This window comes from Lysinibacillus macroides (assembly GCF_001281525.1).
In the GTDB taxonomy this organism is placed as follows: Bacteria; Bacillota; Bacilli; order Bacillales_A; family Planococcaceae; genus Lysinibacillus; species Lysinibacillus macroides.
Map to the genome: position 1 here is coordinate 566,554 of NZ_LGCI01000005.1, position 18,259 is coordinate 584,812.

Here is an 18,259-nt window from a genome sequence, read left to right on the forward strand (position 1 = left end):
TTTGATAAGCAGGATTCGGTGAAATTCCGAAGCCGACAGTAATAGTCTGGATGAGAGAAGGTAAGCAAAAAAGCGACAGAAATGTGGCTTTATTTGACGATGCTTATTTTGACCCCACAGTAAAATGTGGGGTCATTTTTTAATTAAATAAAGTCCTTCGGGGTCGGGTGCAAGTCCCAATCGGCGGTAAAGCCCGCGAGCTTTTGATAAGCAGGATTCGGTGAAATTCCGAAGCCGACAGTAACAGTCTGGATGAGAGAAGGTAGGCAAAAAAGCGACAGAAATGTGGCTTTATTTGACGATGCTAATTTTGACCCCACAGTAGAATGTGAGGTCATTTTTAATTGAATAAAAGTCCTTCGGGGTCGGGTGTAAGTCCCAATCGGCGGTAAAGCCCGCGAGCTTTTGATAAGCAGGATTCGGTGAGATTCCGAAGCCGACAGTAATAGTCTGGATGAGAGAAGGTAGGCAAAAAACTAGCGATTATGCTGGTTTATTTAGTGATGCCTTTTCCGTAAAAGCCCCTTATTTTAAGGCGGCTTTTTTATTTTTTTAAAGGAGGTGATGAAATGAATGACGAACAAATGATGCAATTTGCCTTAAATTTGGCGAAAGCAGGAAGTAATCAAACTTCTCCCAATCCACTAGTTGGTTGTGTTATCACAAAAAATCAGGAGATTATCGGCTTTGGCGCACATCTTAAAGCAGGTGAGGCACATGCCGAAATTAATGCGCTAAAAATTGCGGGGGAAAAAGCAAGGGGTGCGACGGTTTATGTCACACTTGAGCCTTGTAGTCATATTGGACAAACTGGTCCCTGTGTGGAGGCACTTATTCAGGCACAGGTAGGACATGTCTTTATTGCAACGCTTGACCCGAATCCACTTGTTGCTGGGCAAGGTGTTCGAAGGTTAAAGGAGGCGGGTATTACCGTAAGTGTAGGATTATGTGAGCATGAAGCAAGAGCATTAAATGAAGCATTTTTCTACTATATTTCGCAGCGCTTACCCTATGTGACATTAAAGCAAGCCATTTCACTAGATGGCAAAATTACTGCTGAAAAGGAGAAGCAAACAGCTATTACAGGTCGACAAGTTCAGGAGGATGTTCATAATGCACGTGCAATGCATGATGCTATTTTAGTTGGCTCAAACACTGTTTGTATTGATGATCCAAGTTTAACAAATCGGTTAGGTTCATCAAAGAAGCAGCCGATTCGAGTTGTGATTGATCGAGCTGGCAATGTTCCCAGTTCGGCGAAACTATTGAACGATAACGTAGCTCCGACATGGCTTTTTACAGCAAAGCCACGCGATTTTGCAAGTGCTCGTACATTTGTGCTGGAGGATTGTTCTTTGCATAATATTTTAAGAATACTAGCAGATGAGGGCATTATGACAGTATATGTTGAAGCTGGCTGTCAAATGGCGGATGCCTTTTTACAGCAACGACTTGTCCAAAAAATGATCCTATATATTGCTCCGAAATTATTGGGCGCTGAGGCACTGTCAATGGCAACGAAGGCTATACAAGGTGCATTTACATTTACGGGAGTTGAAAAAATAGGTGAGGATATTAAATTAACGCTAACGATGAAATGAGGCGAGTATTTGTTTACAGGAATTATTGAGGAGCTTGGGACGATTAAGCAAATAGCAAAAGGGCGAGAATCCGTTGTTTTGACGATTGGTGTACAAAAGATTACGCATGATTTGAACATTGGCGATAGCATTGCTGTTAACGGCGTATGTTTAACGGTCACAAGCTTTACCACTACGAAATTTACGGCTGACGTAATGCCAGAAACAGTACGTGCAACAGCCCTTTCGCAATTACAAATAGGTGCTGCGGTTAATATAGAGCGTGCCATGCTTGCCAATGGACGATTTGGCGGACATTTTGTATCAGGGCATATTGATGAAGTAGGAACGATTTTGCGTAAACGTCCGTTTGCCAATGCGGTTTATTTTGATATAAGAATTTCTCGAGAGGCGAGTGCATTATGCATACCCCGTGGCTCAATTGCGATTGATGGCATTAGCTTAACCATTTTTGATGTACAAAAAGAGCTTGTTACAGTATCTATTATTCCGCATACATTTAGTGAAACAACACTTGGTTTTAAGCGGGAAGGGGACGTTGTGAATATCGAAACAGATATGCTAGGAAAGTATATTGCGAAACAGTTACAGGCGAAATCAACAACATTAACAGCAGATTTTTTACAACAATATGGATTTTAAGGGGGGATACTATGTTTAACACTATTGAAGAGGCAGTAGCTGATTTAAAACAGGGAAAGGTAATTATTGTTGTCGATGATGAGAATCGTGAAAATGAAGGAGATTTTGTTGTATTAGCGGAATATGCAACACCAGAGGTTATTAATTTTATGGCTACATATGGGAAAGGGCTAATATGTACCCCTGTTAGTGCACAAATAGCGCAATCGCTAAAGCTAGCTCCGATGGTTCAATATAATACAGACAATCATCAAACAGCCTTTACAGTAAGTATTGATCATATGGACACGACGACGGGGATTAGTGCATTTCAGCGGGCATTAACGATTGAAAAAATGCTGGATGAGCATGCACAGCCACAGCACTTTCGTCGCCCAGGTCATATTTTTCCATTAATTGCGCAGGACAATGGCGTTCTTGCAAGACCTGGACATACAGAAGCAGCCGTTGATTTAGCCATGCTTTGTGGCAGTAAGCAAGCGGGTGTTATTTGCGAAATTATGAATGAGGACGGTACAATGGCTCGCCTCCCGCAATTAAAAGAACTGGTACAAAATTTTGATATGAAGCTGATTACGATTGAAAGCTTAATCCAATATCGCCTTGAAAAGGAGCAGGTTATTTCACGTGAGGCAAACATTCAGCTCCCATCCCATTATGGTGACTTTACAATGATTGGCTATACGAACGCTATTGACACTAAGGAGCATGTTGCGATTATAAAAGGAGATTTACAGCATGTCACAGCACCCCTTATTCGTATTCACTCGGAATGTTTAACAGGTGATATTTTTGGCTCCAAACGCTGTGACTGTGGTGCACAGCTCCAAACAGCGCTTGCGACGATTGAGCAGGAAGGAGTAGGGGCAGTTCTTTATATGCGACAGGAGGGACGTGGTATAGGCTTATTAAATAAATTAAAAGCCTATGAATTACAGGAGCAGGGCTATGATACGGTAGAGGCAAATGAAATGCTTGGCTTTGCGAGTGAACTGCGTGATTACAGTTTATGTGCACAAATGCTAAAGGATTTGGGTGTCACAACTATTCGTTTAATGACGAATAATCCTGATAAAGTAGCACAGCTTGAACGATACGGTATTACAGTGGTGGAGCGTGTACCACTTATCGCTGGTTTAGTAGCAGAAAATGCTCATTATATGGATACAAAAAAAGAAAAAATGGCGCATTTATTATAGGGGGAATGAAGTATGGTCAAAACATTGGAAGCACAACTTGTAGGTACAGGATTAAAGATAGGGATTGTCGTTGGACGTTTTAATGAGTTTATTAATGATAAATTATTAGCAGGTGCTATTGATGGCTTAAAGCGTCATGGTGTAGAGGACAATACAATTGAAGTTGCTTGGGTGCCGGGCGCATTTGAAGTGCCCTTTATAGCGAAAAAAATGGCAGAATCCCAAAAATACGATGCTGTTATTGGGCTTGGTACGGTTATCCGTGGAGCAACAACGCACTATGATTATGTCTGTAATGAAGCAGCAAAAGGGATTGCGAGTGTGGGCTTACAAACAGGTGTACCAACGATTTTTGGCATTGTCACAACAGAAACGATTGAGCAAGCCATCGAGCGAGCTGGTACAAAGGCAGGCAATAAAGGCTATGATGCTGCTATTGCTGCTATTGAGATGGCAAATTTAACGAAAATAGTATAAGAGATTTTGCAATAATCCACTAGTTTATAGAGGCTCTAATTTGATTGAGAGAGTCTCTCTTTCTTCTATAGAAGTGAATAGAAGAAGGACATTTGATATAGCTTAAGTGTCTAGCTGTGATGACCAATAGATTGCTTAATCGTTTTAATGGTTTCTTTCAGTGCTATAGCTTAGCTTTCTCCAATCCTATGTTTTAAAGCCTACACACTAAATAATTTCGATTCATCAACGATATAATCATTATACATGTAATAATCTTTCAATAAAGGAAAATAGATATATTTTACTAAAAAGTGGAGGGATAACATGTGCATATTAGATTTAATCCGATTGGTAATTTAGGAGCAGTGTCTACATTTCAAGTACAGCAAAGTCAAAAAACATTTACAGTTGAAGCAGAGGAGACGGATCCTAAGCAGGCTGAAATTGAAACATCACGTAAGAAATATGCGGAAATGATACAATCCTGCAATGCTATTGATCAGGGAGCCACACCAAAGCAGCTTGTAAATACTCAAACAAATGCTATCTGTATTGAGTATGGGGTTTATTATCATCTAGGAACAATCAATGGCAAGCCCCTAAATGGCACAGCATTAACAGGTGGTGGCTTTAACTCAAATTTTAGCCCGATGATTTGGAAGTCAGAGCCTGGCACAAGAGTAACACCAGAACAAGAAGCAGCACTGAGAAGGCATAAGTCTTATTCACAAGCTGAACGTCAAGGCGCAAATGAGCTTGTTCATGTCTTGATGACACTTAAACGTTTAGGAGATGGTGGTTCCCTAGCTACTATCAATAAAGATGCCATGTTTATGCAGAATTTTTCGAGATTCGCTAAAGGAGTAGGACTCGATATTAGTAAGCCCTTCACCATTAACGGCAAATTATTTAGCTATTCAAAAGGCTCATTACAAGCAGTGGAGTAATAAGAATTTAAGTAGAAAATTTGAGGAGGGCGTTGTACGATTGAAAATTACTTCTTTATCACAGCTAGAAACGAAGCCTGTTTACACAACAGCTAAACACCAACAAAAAGAGCGTTCAGCCTATGGAACAGAGACCTATAGCCATAGCCAAGCAGCGAATCCGTTATCGAATTACACACCCAATGAAGTTGGTAAACAAGCTACTGTCCAGTCAGCTCCCTTGTATCTAAATAATTTAGCAACACCTGATTGGGATATAATACCGACTAAGGGGAAGCAAGCACCACCACCGGATGAATTGATCGCTCAAATGAAAGACATAGTGCTAAAAAATGTATTAGCTGACAAAACGACACCTATTCGACAGATCGAGGTCTTACTTGCTCAATATATTTCACCTGTATCACCTGACCGCAAAGCCCTATATCAAAAGGCTATGAAAGCTATCAAGCAATTTGAAGCAGAAAAGAAAGAGAATGCAACACCTCTCGGAGAATTGTCGCTTGTGACCCATCTAAATAACATGGATTTTGGAACGGAGAAAAACATAGCGATGTCTGCTAATGGAATCATTAAGCCAGTTATGAATTCTCTAGGTGGCTATGACTATGAGGTTGTTGTTGGAGGGCAGACATTATTAACAAGCACAAATGGCAATTGGGATTATGTTATGACACCTGCTGAACAGCAAAAAAGGGATGAATTTTATAAAATATATTGGTCGTTTGTGGATCAGGCGAGGAATGAGTAAAAAATAGTCGATCCTAAAATACCCTCAAAAGTTAGTGGGGAAATCTAACTTTGAGGGTATTTTCTACTTATGCTGGATTGATAGAAACCTTGCGCATACTGGCTGTAATCACAAGATAAAGTAATATGCTAAAAAGAAGTAAGGCACCCATGAGTGCTGCAATAGATGATGCTGTTAGGAAGTCAAATAGTGGAGAATACCATTCAAAAATAATTGTTACAATCGGAATAAGCGTAAGCAATCCAAGAAAACTATAGCCCCCTAGTATACCTAAACGATAAAAAACAACGTTGAGGAGCAAGCCAGAGCTAAGGCAGAACAAAAGTAGAACTGTATCTAATGCCATCATTTGTAAAAATGAAGGAGAAGTATCAAACAATAAAGCCGGATGAATGATAATAATATCTTTTACACTTAATAAGTTGGAAATAGAAGAAACAGTTTTATGTGTACAAGCAATAATCAAAGCACCTAGAACGCTCCAGCTAATAAAAAAGAGTCCTATATTTACCATATATTGTTGGCGACTGATACCAAGCTTTAAAAAATAAGGCAAGGTTTTATTTAAAAACTTGGCTGCCATCGAGCTATAAAAAATATAGACGGGGATTGAGATTGTGATAGCAAAAGATACAAATTGACCAAAGAACGTATCTAAGAAAAATGATAAGAGAATAATTGAAAATAAAATGCTCCAAAAAATAATATTCTGTTTCTTATAGCTTTGAAATAGAATATAAAAACTGCCTTTTAGTGTAGTCATTTACCTGACCTCGCCTTCTGTTTACTTAAATACACCAGCATATCTTGTAGAGAAACCGATTCAAGCGTTACGTTGTAACCTTCGATTGGATGACCCCCCGTGTGGACAATGGCAGTCATTTCTTGCATAAACATGTGCTGATCAATAATTTCTAAGTCAACAATAGCCGCTGCAACATCAGTGGCATTTCCCTTAACCGCAACAATATGCTTATGCCATTCGTCAGTCGTCTTTTGAAGCAAGAGCTGGCCTTCTTGTAAGATAAAGATTTCCTCAAATAGCTCACTGGCTTCATCAATTAGATGTGTCGATAAAATATATAAACGAGGGTTATCAATTTGCTGGTCGATTAACAAATCATAAAACATGCTGCGTGCTGCCACATCTAAGCCAATATAAGGCTCATCAAAAATAGTAATAGCCGCATTACTCGCAAAGCCTGTAATAATACCGAGTGCGGATACCATACCTTTTGATAAACTGCGCACTTTCTCCTTTGGATTTAATGCAAATACTTGCAGCAATCTCTGTGCAAGCTGCTCATCCCATTTTGGATAGAAAAAGCTATTTGCCTTTAAGGCTTGCGCAATGGTCATCTCCTCTTGAAAGTTGCCACTCTCAGCGATAAAGCAAATATCACGTAAAGTAGAAGGGGTGTTGAAAACATTGTCCCCATTGACTAAAATTGTGCCATCTGTTGTAGCTATAAGTCCTGCTAAAAGATTTAAAAAGGTCGTTTTACCAGCACCATTATGACCTAAAAATCCAATAATCTTTGGGCCTTCCATTGTAAACGTGATATTTTTTAAAACAGTTTTATGCTTATAGGATTTCACAACATCCCTTACCTCAATTTTCATCATAATCCTCCCTCTAGCATTTTTTGTAATTCTTCAACTGTAATACCTAGACGTCGGGCCTCCTTTTTTAATGGTCCAATATGCTGGTGCAAGAAATTTCCTTTACGCTCAGCAATTAAAATACTCCTGGCATCTGGGTGTACAAACATACCAACACCTCTTTTTTTATAAATAACACCTTTATCCACTAACTCGTTCACACCTTTCCCAGCAGTAGCAGGGTTAATCTGGTATTCCTTAGCAAATTCATTTGTGGAGGGAATGCGATCTTCAGGCTGTAACTGTCCATCTAAAATAGCATTCTCAACTCTTTCGCGAATTTGTTGGAAAATAGGCTTCTCATTATTAAAAGAATGAATCGCAATCCACCTCACTGTTCATTGGTTAATTACTTATGTAACTAACCATATAACGTTGAGCTTTTTTTGTCAATAAAATATTTAGCGAAGCAGATATATGTAGGTGATGTTTCTTTATGATTAAAAATGGTTATAAAATCTTAAAGAATAGCACGAATAGAAACTTTTACCACCGCAAAATATTATCGAAAATATTAAATGATAGGATAGTAGCTCCATGTTTGCATATATGCGTTAAAAGTGCTGTGCATATACTGACGGTAAAGGGGGGAGGTGAGCTTTTATGAGAATTAACTGGAAGGTTCGTCTTCAACATATACCATTTTTACTGGGGCTATTTTCACTATTACTCTTACTAGCACAGCAGGTAGCAGCTATTTTTGGCTATGAATTAACAAACGCAATGGGAGATCAAATTTCTTCTATTTTTAATACAATTTTATCCATTCTTGTGTTACTAGGTGTAGTAGTAGATCCAACAACAAAGGGCACGAGTGATAGTGAACGGGCTTTAATGTATCGGAGGCCAAGATAAAATAAACGAAAAGTGTAATTTTACAACCAGTCTGTATATGTTATAATGTTAAAAAATTGATAGAGTAGGGAGGGTGATTGCATGTCCCTTGAATTGGAGCGGAGAATTGCTAAGCTTGAAGAGGAGATGGCGGATTTACGTCAGGAATTACAGCATTTACAACATACGCAAGGTTCTGAGAAAATAAACACACTTGATGCCAGACAATCAATGATTGAGCAGGCAAAACCAGTAGTACCAAAACCAGCACGAGAGCCAATCAGGAAACCAGCACTTACACCAAAGCAAGTTAAAGTGCCAGAAAAAGAGGTGCAACCACAGCCAACGATGGAGGAGCGTGTTATGTGGGCACTTCCAAAGGTCTTTATGGTTATTTTAGTAATGGGGGTGCTTTGGGGACTAAAGCTTGTTAGTGACTATGGTTATTTATCGAATGGCGTAAAAATCATCCTCGCCTATGCATTATCAGTAGGTCTAGCAGTAATAGCCTATGCACTAGAGCGCAAAAAAGCAGGCTCATCGGCCATTACCATTTCATTATATGGTGGAGCCTTTATTGTTGGTATTTTAACAACCGCCGCTAGCGCTATTTTATATAACATAATCGCTTTAACACCAGCTCTTGGTATTACGTTTGTTTATATTGGCTATGGTATTGCCATTAGTTATTTTAAGAAAAACGAAGCACTTACTATATTTGTTGCATTTACCTCTTTATTATTACCGTATTTACTAGAATATATGGATTTTAATGCTGTTATTATTTCAACTTTTGTTATCGTGTTATTTGCGATGTTACAAATAGTGATTTATCAGCATAAGCAAAAGCTAGCACTTTATGTGGCAACATTTTTCTCTGTCGTTGCTGTAAGTATTGTAGCATTTATGAACTATGAGCAACGACTTGTATTTGCACTAGGTCTGCTTGCTATTTTAGCAATCTTTTATGCAAGCTGGTGTCTTTTATATAATGCACAATCTAAATGGAAACCACTCCACATTGGCTGTTATTTTACATTGAGTACATTTAGTTTGTTATTAATGAACTTAATAATCCCTTCTCTTAATGGAGGGGAATGGTTACTATTTATCTTTATAGGTTTATTAGCTGCTGTGGCTGCATACAGTTACCGACAAAAGTGGCAGGAAGTATTTGATAGTGCGCTTACGCTTGCATTTGTTATTTTATGTAATGCACTCTTAATTATGAATATACCAAATAATGTAGAAGACTTACTTTACCCACTTATTACCTTTGCAGGTGTCATGATGAGCTTACGCTTACGGGCAAGTATGATGAAGGTTGTAAGTTCGGGTAGTTTTATGATAACGTTGGTGCTTAACTTTATCTTCCATGAACCAATGCCGTTCTTTAGCATTGATCATTTAAGCCTAGTAATGCCGATTGTATATCTTGTTGTGATTTATATATATGCAAGACGTCCAAAAGAGGTATTATCGTCTTTTGAAAAGGTTATGAAAGATTTATATATAATTGATATTTTAGCTGTTATCACAGTAGGCTACTTCTTAGTGTATATTAGCAAGCTAGATACAGCTTATATTGTTAGCACGGATAATGTTCCGTATATGATGTGTATTGCATTGGCAGCATTATTTACAGGGTCACTGTTTGTACAGGAGCACTATAAAGGGCGTGCCTTAACACCAGTGCTTGGTGCATTTTTCTTATTATTTGCGATTATGATCGGCACAAAGCCAGCAATGATGGAAAGCTTAAATCTTGGAACAAGAATCATTTACCTTGCTGTGATTGTAGCAATTGTTATAGATATTATTGTCAAAGGCTATATTTATCGCTTATATGAAAAGCATATTGCGAAATATGTAGATGCTATTGTCACATCAGGCATTGTACTAACGATGGTGTCCATTTTAGGATTTGTACAACAATTTACGTATAATCATATGCTTGATTGGAAAGTAAGCATTGCCTTTACAACGCTAACATTATTCCTAACCGCTAGCATTGCTCTATGGCTTAGCTTTGCCCATCAGTTCAAAGCATTACGTACAACGGGCTTTCTTATTTTAGTCGTAGCATTTATAAAGCTAATCTTCTTCGACCTATCCGCATTGGATTTATTAATTAGAGCTATTCTCTTTATGACAATTGGTGGTATTGGGATGCTATTATCAGGTAGGTTGTTGCGGAAATAAATAAAGAAGTTATTTAGAGTAAAGTCATAAATACAAGTACTCTAAATAACCTTTATTTGTTAACAAGTGATTCACTGATTAATAAGAATAATCATATTCATATTCAATAGGGGGGCTGAAATCAGGATTTACAGTAGGACTACCGCCCCCTAAACAGGCAGCTTCGAATTCAGCATTGCCAGTAATAACAGCTTGATGTCTGCTATTAGAAGTTCGCGCATAAATTTTACTAGTACCGCCTGAATTATCATTGATGTTTCCTATACTTAAATCTCCATTAACGCAAATTGTTGCATTCCTACCAAGATTCACCCCTTGATAGATCTGTGCAGCTCCACCAACATATATAGTTGAATTTGTAATTTGATTTATTGTTGCCATCGTAAAACTCCCACCGATGTACATAGTGGAGTTATTTAGATTATCTAAATTCCCATGCAAAGTAGTGCTTCCTGCTACTTCAATAACTGTGTCAACTATACGACCATTAAACTGACTTACATAAAGTGAACCACCAATATGCAATTTTACATCTGTCATTGTATTTAAGTTTTGACCATTCAAACTACCAACTATATAAAGTGTTGAGTTAGAACTAGGGAAATTCATATTAGGTACATTAAGACTACCACTTACTCGATAGGTGGAGTTGCTGAATCTTAACTCATCATTTTGATGATAACTAATATCTCCATTGATTTGACAATGCTTGTTGGATAAATCTGCTCTTGTTCCAGTAGAACAGATATCTAAATTCGTACCTGGATCAGCAATTGTATTGCCTGTAATAATTGTTTCTTCAGGTTTATTATTAAATGTTGGGTCAATCATATCGGAGAAATCGGCTGTAACTGTTCCGCCAATTTCCGTACGTTTAGCTTCATCATATCCTACACTTATAAAATTAATAATTAGCATTTTATCTTCTGATGGAAAATTTATAGAATCAATTTCAAAATGGTTTTGTGAATTTGAGTGTATAGTTATGTTAGTATTTAAAAAGGGAATTACCTTTTTTTTTAATTCTAATTCGATGTCCCCAATGACTGAATTTATATAGTATTCATCTGTATTGATGATCCTATTTTTAATATCTTGTTCTCTTTGTGTGAGTACTTCTTGAATAATTCTATTTTGACGAGCAACGATTTCATTAGTCATAGCATGTTGAAAATAACTTGCACCCATTTCTGCAATTGATTGGGATTGAAATGTACTTTCTACAACGTTATTTTGTTTTGTTGTGTTGGAGGAAATTGCTAAAAATAATAAAAAAACTAGCGTGAATACTATAGAAATAATTAATACTAATACTAATGCATAGCCTCTATCATTATTTATAATACGCTTCATTCTTTCTTCTCCTCCTTTAAGCGGCTTAATAGAGTATTGATTTCAATTTTATTGTTAGGATTGTTCTTTTCTTCAATTATTAAATGTACTTCTGCATTAGTAGTTTTAGGGATTACAGTAAGATCATTGGCTTGTATACACATTTGACTATTTTCAAAAATTTCCTCTTTTTCTGCCCTATTTTGATCAGTATATACAACAGATAGTCTACAATCACTAGATGAAACACTGTATTCTATAGAGCGTTTATGGATAGAATTTAAATTAGCTATAATAATATTAGCTTCTTGCTGCATCTGATTTTTAGAAATAGTTTTCTGTGAATATTTGGTACCTTGAAAAAACATATTCCAAGCCAGAATAGTAACTAAAGACAAAATAATGATTGATGCTAACACCTCTACTAAAGTAAGCCCTCGTTGATTTTTAATTATCATTATCTTCACCTTTCATAAAAGACATAACCATAATTTTCGGTTACCAAAATTGAATTATTTTTATAGATGAAAACACTAATTTGATTAGCTTTTTTAGGTGATGTATTCAAATCAGGCGTTATTTCTATTTGTATTTCAGTTGTATAGTTTGATGGCATTGATTTAGTAGTAGCTGTTTGAATTGTAATAGTATTAGCGTCGTGTGTAAGTGTATCACCAGCGTCAAGAAAGGAGAAAGTACCATCGGGATTAGCTAATAAGTTAGCAATATTTCCTTCAAGCGTTGATTGCCAATGATCTAGTTCTTTAGATACTAAATTAATTGCAACTTGCTTATCTTCATTTTGTTTACTTTTTAGGCCCATTTGTGGAAGCAGATTGATAACAGAAACTAAAATAATAGTTAATAATACAATAGCAGCAACAACTTCCACTAAAGATATACCATGTTCATTTAATAATTTTTTAGGCTTCATTTTTCAACACCTTTTCTTAATAAAATTGTGTATTTACTAAATATATGCTAAATTTTAAAATTTTCTGTGTTAAATGTAATTTAAAATTATTTCCTCAATTATAAGTAGAAATTTTCCTTTTAGTTTCAAATTAAATACTTTTACATTTATAAAGACTAGCTAAAAATAACTAATAAAAATAACTGTCAAAAGTATTATACCAAATTTCAGAATAGTATATAATGAAATTTTTATAACGATATGAGTCTTAAGGACCATTCCGTGAATTATTTTCGAATTTTTATGTAAATATTATAAACGAAATCGGAATAAAGTTGCATTTTTGGTAGTGTCAAAATACTATAGTTGTAGTATCATTTTTATATACAAGAAATTCTAAAAGTTTAATTAAAGGATGATGCGAATGAAGACGTACATAAAAATAATTAGCTTGTTTTTAGCAATTGTTCTAATCGTAGGGATATTTATTCCATCATTTGTGTTAAATGATACAGTTTTTGCCAATGATAATGCTGAAAATTCAACAATTGGTGGAATAAAAGTCGAGACAGATGACCATTCAGATTTATTAACAATATTACAACAAGCGGTTTTAGATTGGCAGCAGACGGAAATAGTTATTAGTAGTGCTGATGCCTCACAAACCATTCAGGCTGATCAATTAATTTTTGATGTTTCGGCAGCCATTACTCAGTATAAAAGCCTCACAAAAAAACCTTGGTATGCATTTTGGCAAAAGGAGAAGGTTGTGCATATTCCAATTCCTGTAAAGCTCAATGCTACTGCTGTTCAGCAAATAGAGCAGGTGGGTATTTGGGATACAGATAAAACACTTCAAGAAGTACTTATGCAGGCAAGCTATTTAAAAGAGCATAAGGTTGAAGCTGCGATAGATGATGCAATGCTGCAGGCTGGTGAAAGAATAGCCTTTCAAATGGCCGATTTGCCAGCCGCTGAAAAGGGCGTTGCTCAGGTTATACCATTATTAAATGATGTCGTCCTTGTACCAAACCAAGCGTTTTCCTTATTGACGCTGCTAGGGGAGCAGGTAGGTGCTGTGAATGATGTTGGCTTAGATTTTGTGGCATCCACGTTATATAGTGTGCTTCTTCAAACAGACTATGAAATTTTAGAACGACATTCTCAGCAAGAAAGTCCGCCTTATTTGCAGCAGGGGATAGAAGCGGATATGGATGCTGCTTTAGCAAAAGACCTGCAATTCATTAATCGATCTGAGCAGCTTGGTAAATTACAAGCAACAATGGAAGGCAATCAATTGAAAATAGAAATTTTTGCAGCGGTCAAAGACAAGGATATTACGGTTCGTGTGAGCAAGGATAAAATTGTGAAACCACGTGTTATTTATCGCTATTCCGATGATTTAAAGGCTGGGCAAGAGCGTATTGAGCAAGAGGGTACAGAGGGAGCGCGCGTGGCGGTTTATCGTTCTATTGTGGAAAATGGTGCAACGGAGGAACAGTTTATTAGCAGAGATTACTATGCGCCGCAAAATCGAATTATTACACGTTCGTCAAAAGAGCCTGCTACTGTTACAGCGCCAACACAAAACACAGGTGTAGGTACATCAGACCCTGATTTAGAAATAGACTTAGATGGCAATGGCTTACCTGATGTAGAATCTTCGACAGCAGAGGAATCTAAGCCACAGGATGGACCTGAAATTGTCTATGGCTACTATGATAAAGGTGGTAATTTTGTACAAACAAGTCCATAACGATTGGGGGTAATAGGAATGGCTATGAAGCCAGGACGAAAGCGTTTAGGGGATTTACTTGTAGAATCAGGCGTTATTACAGTCGAGCAGCTAGAACATGCATTAACAACTAAATCGAAAAATGAGAAGCTAGGAGATTTTCTAATTAAGGAAAATTTCTTAACAGAGCAGCAGTTAATTGAAGTATTGGAATTCCAACTTGGAATTCCACATATTAGCCTAAATCAATTTTCTATTAGTCCTGAATTATTGCAATTAATTCCAGCTGAACTGGCGAAGCGCACCAATATTATGCCAATTCGTAAGGAAAAGAATAAATTGTTTATTGCGATGGAGGACCCAATGGATTATTTTGCCATTGAGGAAGTTCGTATGGCAACTGGCTGTCAAATCGAAACAAGTATTGCAGCTAAAGATGATTTATATCGTACCATTACGAAATACTATGATTTGCAGGAATCTATGGATGCTGCAATGCTAGATTTAGCAGCCACAACTACAGAAACACAAGAGGAAATCGAAAACGAGGATTCACCCATTGTGCGCCTCGTCAATCAAATTATTGCCAATGGTGTTGCACAGCGCGCGAGTGATATTCATTTTGATCCACAGGAAACAGAGCTACGTGTACGTTATCGGGTAGATGGTGTGCTCCGTACTGAACGGTCATTGCCAAAGCATATGCAAAATGTCGTACTGGCTCGTATTAAAATTATGGGAAATCTCAATATTACAGAAAATCGTATCCCGCAAGATGGACGGATTAAAACAACTGTTAATTTTAGACCTGTCGATATTCGTTTAGCCACATTACCAACCGTTTATGGAGAAAAGGTGGTTATGCGAATTTTAGACTTAACCAATGCAGCAAATGATATTGATAAATTAGGTTTTAGTGAAAAAAATGAGGCACTTTTTAGAAAAATGATTGCCCACCCCAACGGTATTATGCTTATTACGGGTCCAACGGGGTCAGGAAAATCTTCCACATTGTATGCAGCACTTTCCCATCTAAATGAAGAGGGTGTGAATATTATTACAGTAGAGGACCCTGTGGAGTATCAGTTAGATGGCATCAATCAGATTCAAGTAAAGGAAGAGGTTGGTTTAACGTTTGCAGTTGGCTTGCGCTCTATTTTACGACAAGACCCAGATATCGTGATGGTGGGAGAAATTCGTGACCTTGAAACAGCGCAAATTGCAACTCGTGCTTCGCTAACGGGACATTTAGTGTTAAGCACACTGCATACAAATAGTGCTGTAGAATCCATCTCTCGTTTACATGATATGGGTATTGAACCGTTTTTGCTATCCTCCTCGCTTGTAGGTATTATGGCGCAACGTCTTGTGCGTAGAATTTGCCGTGATTGTGCAGAGCCATATGCGTTTACATCACGTGAGCTTGAAATACTAGAGGAAAATGGTATTGAAGGTGTTACGCATGGGAAAAAAGGGCGTGGCTGTCCTGCATGTAGCCATACAGGTTATCGGGGACGTATGGCAATCCATGAAATTCTCCCGATTGATCGGCAGGTAAAGGATATGATTTTAAACCGTACGGGAGATATGGTTTTACAGGATTATATGAAGGAAAAAGGCTATTCCACATTATTAATAGATGGACTATTAAAGGTTGTGGAGGGTCAAACAACCACAGCAGAAATTTTACGGGTTGCCAGTGCAGATTAGGGGTGATAGAAATGACCGCGTATTCAATTGTTGAGTTATTAACATATGCATTTGAGGAAAAAGCATCAGACTTACATGTTACAAAGGGTATACCACCAGTATACCGTATCAATGGGCAGCTACAGCAATATGGCACAGTGCCACTAGAATCAGAAGATTTAAAGGAAATGATCAAGGTTATTCTACCTGTGCATAAACAACAGGATTTTGAAGAAAAGGGAGAGACGGACTTTAACTTTTCATTGCCTGGGAAATGTCGATTCCGTGTTAATGCCTATCATCAGCGCAATGAAGTCACAATAGCCGCTCGTTTAATCGAAGCAAAAATCCCTTCTATTGAGGCACTCAATATGCCGCAGGTGCTATACCGACTTGCGGAAAAGCCACAGGGACTTATTTTAGTAACAGGCCCTACTGGCTCTGGTAAATCTACAACACTAGCAGCCATGATTGATTATATTAATGAAACAAGATCTAAACATATTATTACCTTAGAGGACCCGATTGAGTACTTGCATACCCATAAAAAGTCAGTGATCAATCAGCGTGAGGTTGGTGTCGACACCAAGAGCTTCGCCAACGGCTTACGTGCCTCCTTGCGTCAAGACCCCGATATTATTTTAGTAGGGGAAATGCGAGACTATGAAACAATCTCAACAGCGATTACAGCTGCTGAAACAGGACATTTAGTCATGGCGACGCTTCATACAAGTAGTGCGCCAACGACAATTGACCGTATTATTGATGTCTTTCCGCCACACCAGCAAGGGCAAATTCGTGTACAGCTTGCCAATGTACTACAGGGCATTGTATCCCAGCGCTTATTTGTGCGTAAGGATGTCAAAGGGCGTGTTGCGGCAACAGAAATTTTAGTGCAGGCGCCTGCGATTTCTAATTTAATTCGCAATGAAAAAATCCATCAAATTCCAAGTGTAATGCAAACAAGTAAAGCATTGGGTATGCACACCTTAGAGTCCTCCATGCAGCATTTAATTGCCACAGGAAAAATTTCATTAGAGGATGCACGACCCTATATGAATGCTGGTGATTATAGTTGACAGTATTTCGTTATAGTGGTCGTACAAAAACAGGCGCGCCTCAAAAGGGCATTATTGAAGCACCCAATAAAAATGTTGCCATGGAAAAGCTGCGAGCGCAGGGCATCAATGCCCGAGAGCTGCAAGAATCCAATAGTATCTTACATAAGGAGATTGCTATTGGTGTAAAAGTAAAGCATCAAGACTTTGTTATTTATTGCCGACAATATGCCACATTAATTCGTGCAGGTGTCTCCGTCGTGGAGGCTACGCATATTTTAGGGGAGCAAACACGGAGTAAACCATTAAAGCGGGCATTGATGCAGGTGGAAGAGGATATTCGTAATGGGCTGGCTTTTTCAGACGCAGCAGCAAAGCATCCAAAGGTCTTTCCTTTGCTCTTTGTCAATATGATGCGTGCAGGTGAGGCAACAGGTAGTATAGACGATACATTAGATCGCTTAGCCAGCACACTTGAAAAACAATATAACATTAAGAAGAAAATTCAATCTGCGATGACATATCCAGCCCTATTATCATTGCTAACAGTCGTAGTTGGTATATTTTTAATGGTTTTTATTGTCCCGACCTTTATGGATGCATTTAGGGAAATGAATTTAGAATTGCCATTAATTACCGTGATTATTGTAGGTATTAGTGACTGGCTTATTCAATTTTGGCTACTTGTCTTACTTGCCTTGGTGGTAGCAGTAATTGGCTTTCGCTTTTTCTATAATAATAATAAAGAGTTTCACTATGCTATGAGTCTTTTTCTACTACGTATGCCTATCTTTGGGCAGCTTTTGCAAAAGGATGTAATAGCGAGAATGACAAGAACCTTAGCCACATTATTTAGCGGCTCCGTACCGATCTTACAAGCGCTAACGATTGTTGAAAAAATCGGTGAGAACCCAGTTATTGGGAAGGTGGTGCTGGAGGCGCGTGATAATTTAGAAAAGGGTGGCACATTATCCGAGCCACTGGAAAAAAGCTGGCTATTTCCACCGCTTGTTACGCAAATGACTTCCATTGGAGAGCGCACAGGCGCCTTAGATTATATGCTTGAAAAAATTGCCGATTTTTACGAGGAAGAGGTCAATCGTGCTGTCGATACAATTAAATCACTGATTGAGCCTTTAATGATTGTAGTCCTTGCTCTTGTGGTAGGTGTAATTGTAGCGGCAATTTTCTTACCAATGTTCCAATTATATGAAAATATGTAATGTCTACAAAGA

General features: G+C 37.8%; 18 protein-coding genes and 2 riboswitches. Of the genes, 12 read left to right on the top strand and 6 right to left on the bottom strand.

Annotated elements, in window-relative coordinates; genetic code table 11:
- Positions 1 to 149: 149 nt before the first annotated feature.
- Positions 150 to 268: riboswitch (FMN riboswitch) on the top strand.
- A gap of 83 nt (positions 269 to 351) precedes the next feature.
- Positions 352 to 470: riboswitch (FMN riboswitch) on the top strand.
- A gap of 99 nt (positions 471 to 569) precedes the next feature.
- From ribD to ADM90_RS05575, 6 genes are all read left to right on the top strand, one after another.
- The gene (gene ribD, locus ADM90_RS05550; RefSeq protein WP_053994035.1) at positions 570 to 1,601 is read left to right on the top strand and encodes a bifunctional diaminohydroxyphosphoribosylaminopyrimidine deaminase/5-amino-6-(5-phosphoribosylamino)uracil reductase RibD; all 1,032 of its coding nucleotides are present in this window, start codon (positions 570 to 572) and stop codon (positions 1,599 to 1,601) included.
- Positions 1,602 to 1,610: 9 nt separating this feature from the next.
- Positions 1,611 to 2,243: a riboflavin synthase gene (gene ribE / locus ADM90_RS05555; RefSeq protein ID WP_053994036.1), complete on the top strand. Its 633-nt coding sequence runs from the start codon at positions 1,611 to 1,613 to the stop codon at positions 2,241 to 2,243.
- A gap of 11 nt (positions 2,244 to 2,254) precedes the next feature.
- On the top strand, positions 2,255 to 3,442 hold the full coding sequence (locus ADM90_RS05560; RefSeq protein ID WP_053994037.1) for a bifunctional 3,4-dihydroxy-2-butanone-4-phosphate synthase/GTP cyclohydrolase II: 1,188 nt from the start codon (positions 2,255 to 2,257) through the stop codon (positions 3,440 to 3,442).
- 12 nt (positions 3,443 to 3,454) lie between these two features.
- On the top strand, positions 3,455 to 3,919 hold the full coding sequence (ribH, locus tag ADM90_RS05565; RefSeq protein WP_053994038.1) for a 6,7-dimethyl-8-ribityllumazine synthase: 465 nt from the start codon (positions 3,455 to 3,457) through the stop codon (positions 3,917 to 3,919).
- Between the two features lie 308 nt (positions 3,920 to 4,227).
- A complete protein-coding gene (locus tag ADM90_RS05570) occupies positions 4,228 to 4,848 on the top strand; it encodes a hypothetical protein (RefSeq protein ID WP_053994039.1) in 621 nt (206 codons plus the stop codon).
- Positions 4,849 to 4,888: 40 nt separating this feature from the next.
- Complete coding sequence (locus tag ADM90_RS05575) at positions 4,889 to 5,599, top strand: hypothetical protein (RefSeq protein ID WP_053994040.1); 711 nt, start codon at positions 4,889 to 4,891, stop codon at positions 5,597 to 5,599.
- Positions 5,600 to 5,666: 67 nt separating this feature from the next.
- On the opposite strand, the gene ADM90_RS05580 is transcribed toward ADM90_RS05575, so the two are convergent.
- Genes ADM90_RS05580 through ADM90_RS05590 form a run of 3 tightly spaced genes read right to left on the bottom strand, consistent with a single transcriptional unit; the run spans position 5,667 to position 7,596 of the window.
- Complete coding sequence (locus tag ADM90_RS05580; RefSeq protein ID WP_053994041.1) at positions 5,667 to 6,362, bottom strand: hypothetical protein; 696 nt, start codon at positions 6,360 to 6,362, stop codon at positions 5,667 to 5,669.
- Positions 6,359 to 7,222 carry an ATP-binding cassette domain-containing protein gene (locus ADM90_RS05585; protein WP_053994042.1) on the bottom strand — a complete coding sequence of 288 codons (864 nt, stop codon included), beginning with the start codon at positions 7,220 to 7,222 and terminating at the stop codon, positions 6,359 to 6,361. Before ADM90_RS05585 ends, ADM90_RS05580 begins: the two co-directional genes overlap by 4 nt.
- Positions 7,222 to 7,596, bottom strand: a complete 375-nt coding sequence (locus ADM90_RS05590) for a GntR family transcriptional regulator (RefSeq protein ID WP_235473328.1) — start codon at positions 7,594 to 7,596, stop codon at positions 7,222 to 7,224. Before ADM90_RS05590 ends, ADM90_RS05585 begins: the two co-directional genes overlap by 1 nt.
- Positions 7,597 to 7,864: 268 nt before the next feature.
- On the opposite strand from ADM90_RS05590, the gene ADM90_RS05595 reads away from it, so the two are divergent.
- Entirely contained in the window at positions 7,865 to 8,116 is a 252-nt protein-coding gene (locus tag ADM90_RS05595) for a phage holin (protein ID WP_053994043.1), read from the top strand.
- An 81-nt stretch (positions 8,117 to 8,197) separates the two neighbouring features.
- A complete protein-coding gene (locus ADM90_RS05600) occupies positions 8,198 to 10,297 on the top strand; it encodes a DUF2339 domain-containing protein (RefSeq protein WP_053994044.1) in 2,100 nt (699 codons plus the stop codon).
- A 78-nt stretch (positions 10,298 to 10,375) separates the two neighbouring features.
- On the opposite strand, the gene ADM90_RS05605 is transcribed toward ADM90_RS05600, so the two are convergent.
- From ADM90_RS05605 to ADM90_RS05615, 3 genes are read right to left on the bottom strand one after another with little or no spacing between them, the layout of a single operon-like run.
- On the bottom strand, positions 10,376 to 11,650 hold the full coding sequence (locus ADM90_RS05605) for a hypothetical protein (protein ID WP_053994045.1): 1,275 nt from the start codon (positions 11,648 to 11,650) through the stop codon (positions 10,376 to 10,378).
- Positions 11,647 to 12,087 (bottom strand): PilW family protein, encoded by a 441-nt coding sequence (locus ADM90_RS05610; RefSeq protein ID WP_053994046.1) that lies wholly within the window; start codon positions 12,085 to 12,087, stop codon positions 11,647 to 11,649. Before ADM90_RS05610 ends, ADM90_RS05605 begins: the two co-directional genes overlap by 4 nt.
- Before the next feature lie 5 nt (positions 12,088 to 12,092).
- Positions 12,093 to 12,563, bottom strand: a complete 471-nt coding sequence (locus tag ADM90_RS05615; protein WP_053994047.1) for a type IV pilus modification PilV family protein — start codon at positions 12,561 to 12,563, stop codon at positions 12,093 to 12,095.
- Positions 12,564 to 12,966: 403 nt separating this feature from the next.
- Here ADM90_RS05615 and ADM90_RS05620 point away from each other — a divergent pair, with 403 nt between their 5' ends.
- Genes ADM90_RS05620 through ADM90_RS05635 form a run of 4 tightly spaced genes read left to right on the top strand, consistent with a single transcriptional unit; the run spans position 12,967 to position 18,247 of the window.
- Positions 12,967 to 14,298, top strand: a complete 1,332-nt coding sequence (locus ADM90_RS05620; RefSeq protein WP_053994048.1) for a G5 domain-containing protein — start codon at positions 12,967 to 12,969, stop codon at positions 14,296 to 14,298.
- A gap of 18 nt (positions 14,299 to 14,316) precedes the next feature.
- Positions 14,317 to 15,987: a GspE/PulE family protein gene (locus ADM90_RS05625; RefSeq protein WP_200908517.1), complete on the top strand. Its 1,671-nt coding sequence runs from the start codon at positions 14,317 to 14,319 to the stop codon at positions 15,985 to 15,987.
- Between the two features lie 11 nt (positions 15,988 to 15,998).
- A complete protein-coding gene (locus ADM90_RS05630) occupies positions 15,999 to 17,045 on the top strand; it encodes a type IV pilus twitching motility protein PilT (RefSeq protein WP_053994049.1) in 1,047 nt (348 codons plus the stop codon).
- Positions 17,042 to 18,247 carry a type II secretion system F family protein gene (locus ADM90_RS05635; protein WP_053994050.1) on the top strand — a complete coding sequence of 402 codons (1,206 nt, stop codon included), beginning with the start codon at positions 17,042 to 17,044 and terminating at the stop codon, positions 18,245 to 18,247. Before ADM90_RS05630 ends, ADM90_RS05635 begins: the two co-directional genes overlap by 4 nt.
- Positions 18,248 to 18,259 lie beyond the last annotated feature (12 nt).

Bases quoted from the DNA above. Each gene is read 5' to 3' on its own strand.
- ribD (WP_053994035.1), top strand. From the start codon at position 570: ATGAATGACGAACAAATGATGCAATTTGCCTTAAATTTGGCGAAAGCA.
- ADM90_RS05560 (WP_053994037.1), top strand. From the start codon at position 2,255: ATGTTTAACACTATTGAAGAGGCAGTAGCTGATTTAAAACAGGGAAAG.
- ribH (WP_053994038.1), top strand. From the start codon at position 3,455: ATGGTCAAAACATTGGAAGCACAACTTGTAGGTACAGGATTAAAGATA.
- ADM90_RS05580 (WP_053994041.1), bottom strand. From the start codon at position 6,362: ATGACTACACTAAAAGGCAGTTTTTATATTCTATTTCAAAGCTATAAG.
- ADM90_RS05585 (WP_053994042.1), bottom strand. From the start codon at position 7,222: ATGAAAATTGAGGTAAGGGATGTTGTGAAATCCTATAAGCATAAAACT.
- ADM90_RS05595 (WP_053994043.1), top strand. From the start codon at position 7,865: ATGAGAATTAACTGGAAGGTTCGTCTTCAACATATACCATTTTTACTG.
- ADM90_RS05600 (WP_053994044.1), top strand. From the start codon at position 8,198: ATGTCCCTTGAATTGGAGCGGAGAATTGCTAAGCTTGAAGAGGAGATG.
- ADM90_RS05605 (WP_053994045.1), bottom strand. From the start codon at position 11,650: ATGAAGCGTATTATAAATAATGATAGAGGCTATGCATTAGTATTAGTA.
- ADM90_RS05610 (WP_053994046.1), bottom strand. From the start codon at position 12,087: ATGATAATTAAAAATCAACGAGGGCTTACTTTAGTAGAGGTGTTAGCA.
- ADM90_RS05615 (WP_053994047.1), bottom strand. From the start codon at position 12,563: ATGAAGCCTAAAAAATTATTAAATGAACATGGTATATCTTTAGTGGAA.
- ADM90_RS05620 (WP_053994048.1), top strand. From the start codon at position 12,967: ATGAAGACGTACATAAAAATAATTAGCTTGTTTTTAGCAATTGTTCTA.
- ADM90_RS05625 (WP_200908517.1), top strand. From the start codon at position 14,317: ATGGCTATGAAGCCAGGACGAAAGCGTTTAGGGGATTTACTTGTAGAA.
- ADM90_RS05630 (WP_053994049.1), top strand. From the start codon at position 15,999: ATGACCGCGTATTCAATTGTTGAGTTATTAACATATGCATTTGAGGAA.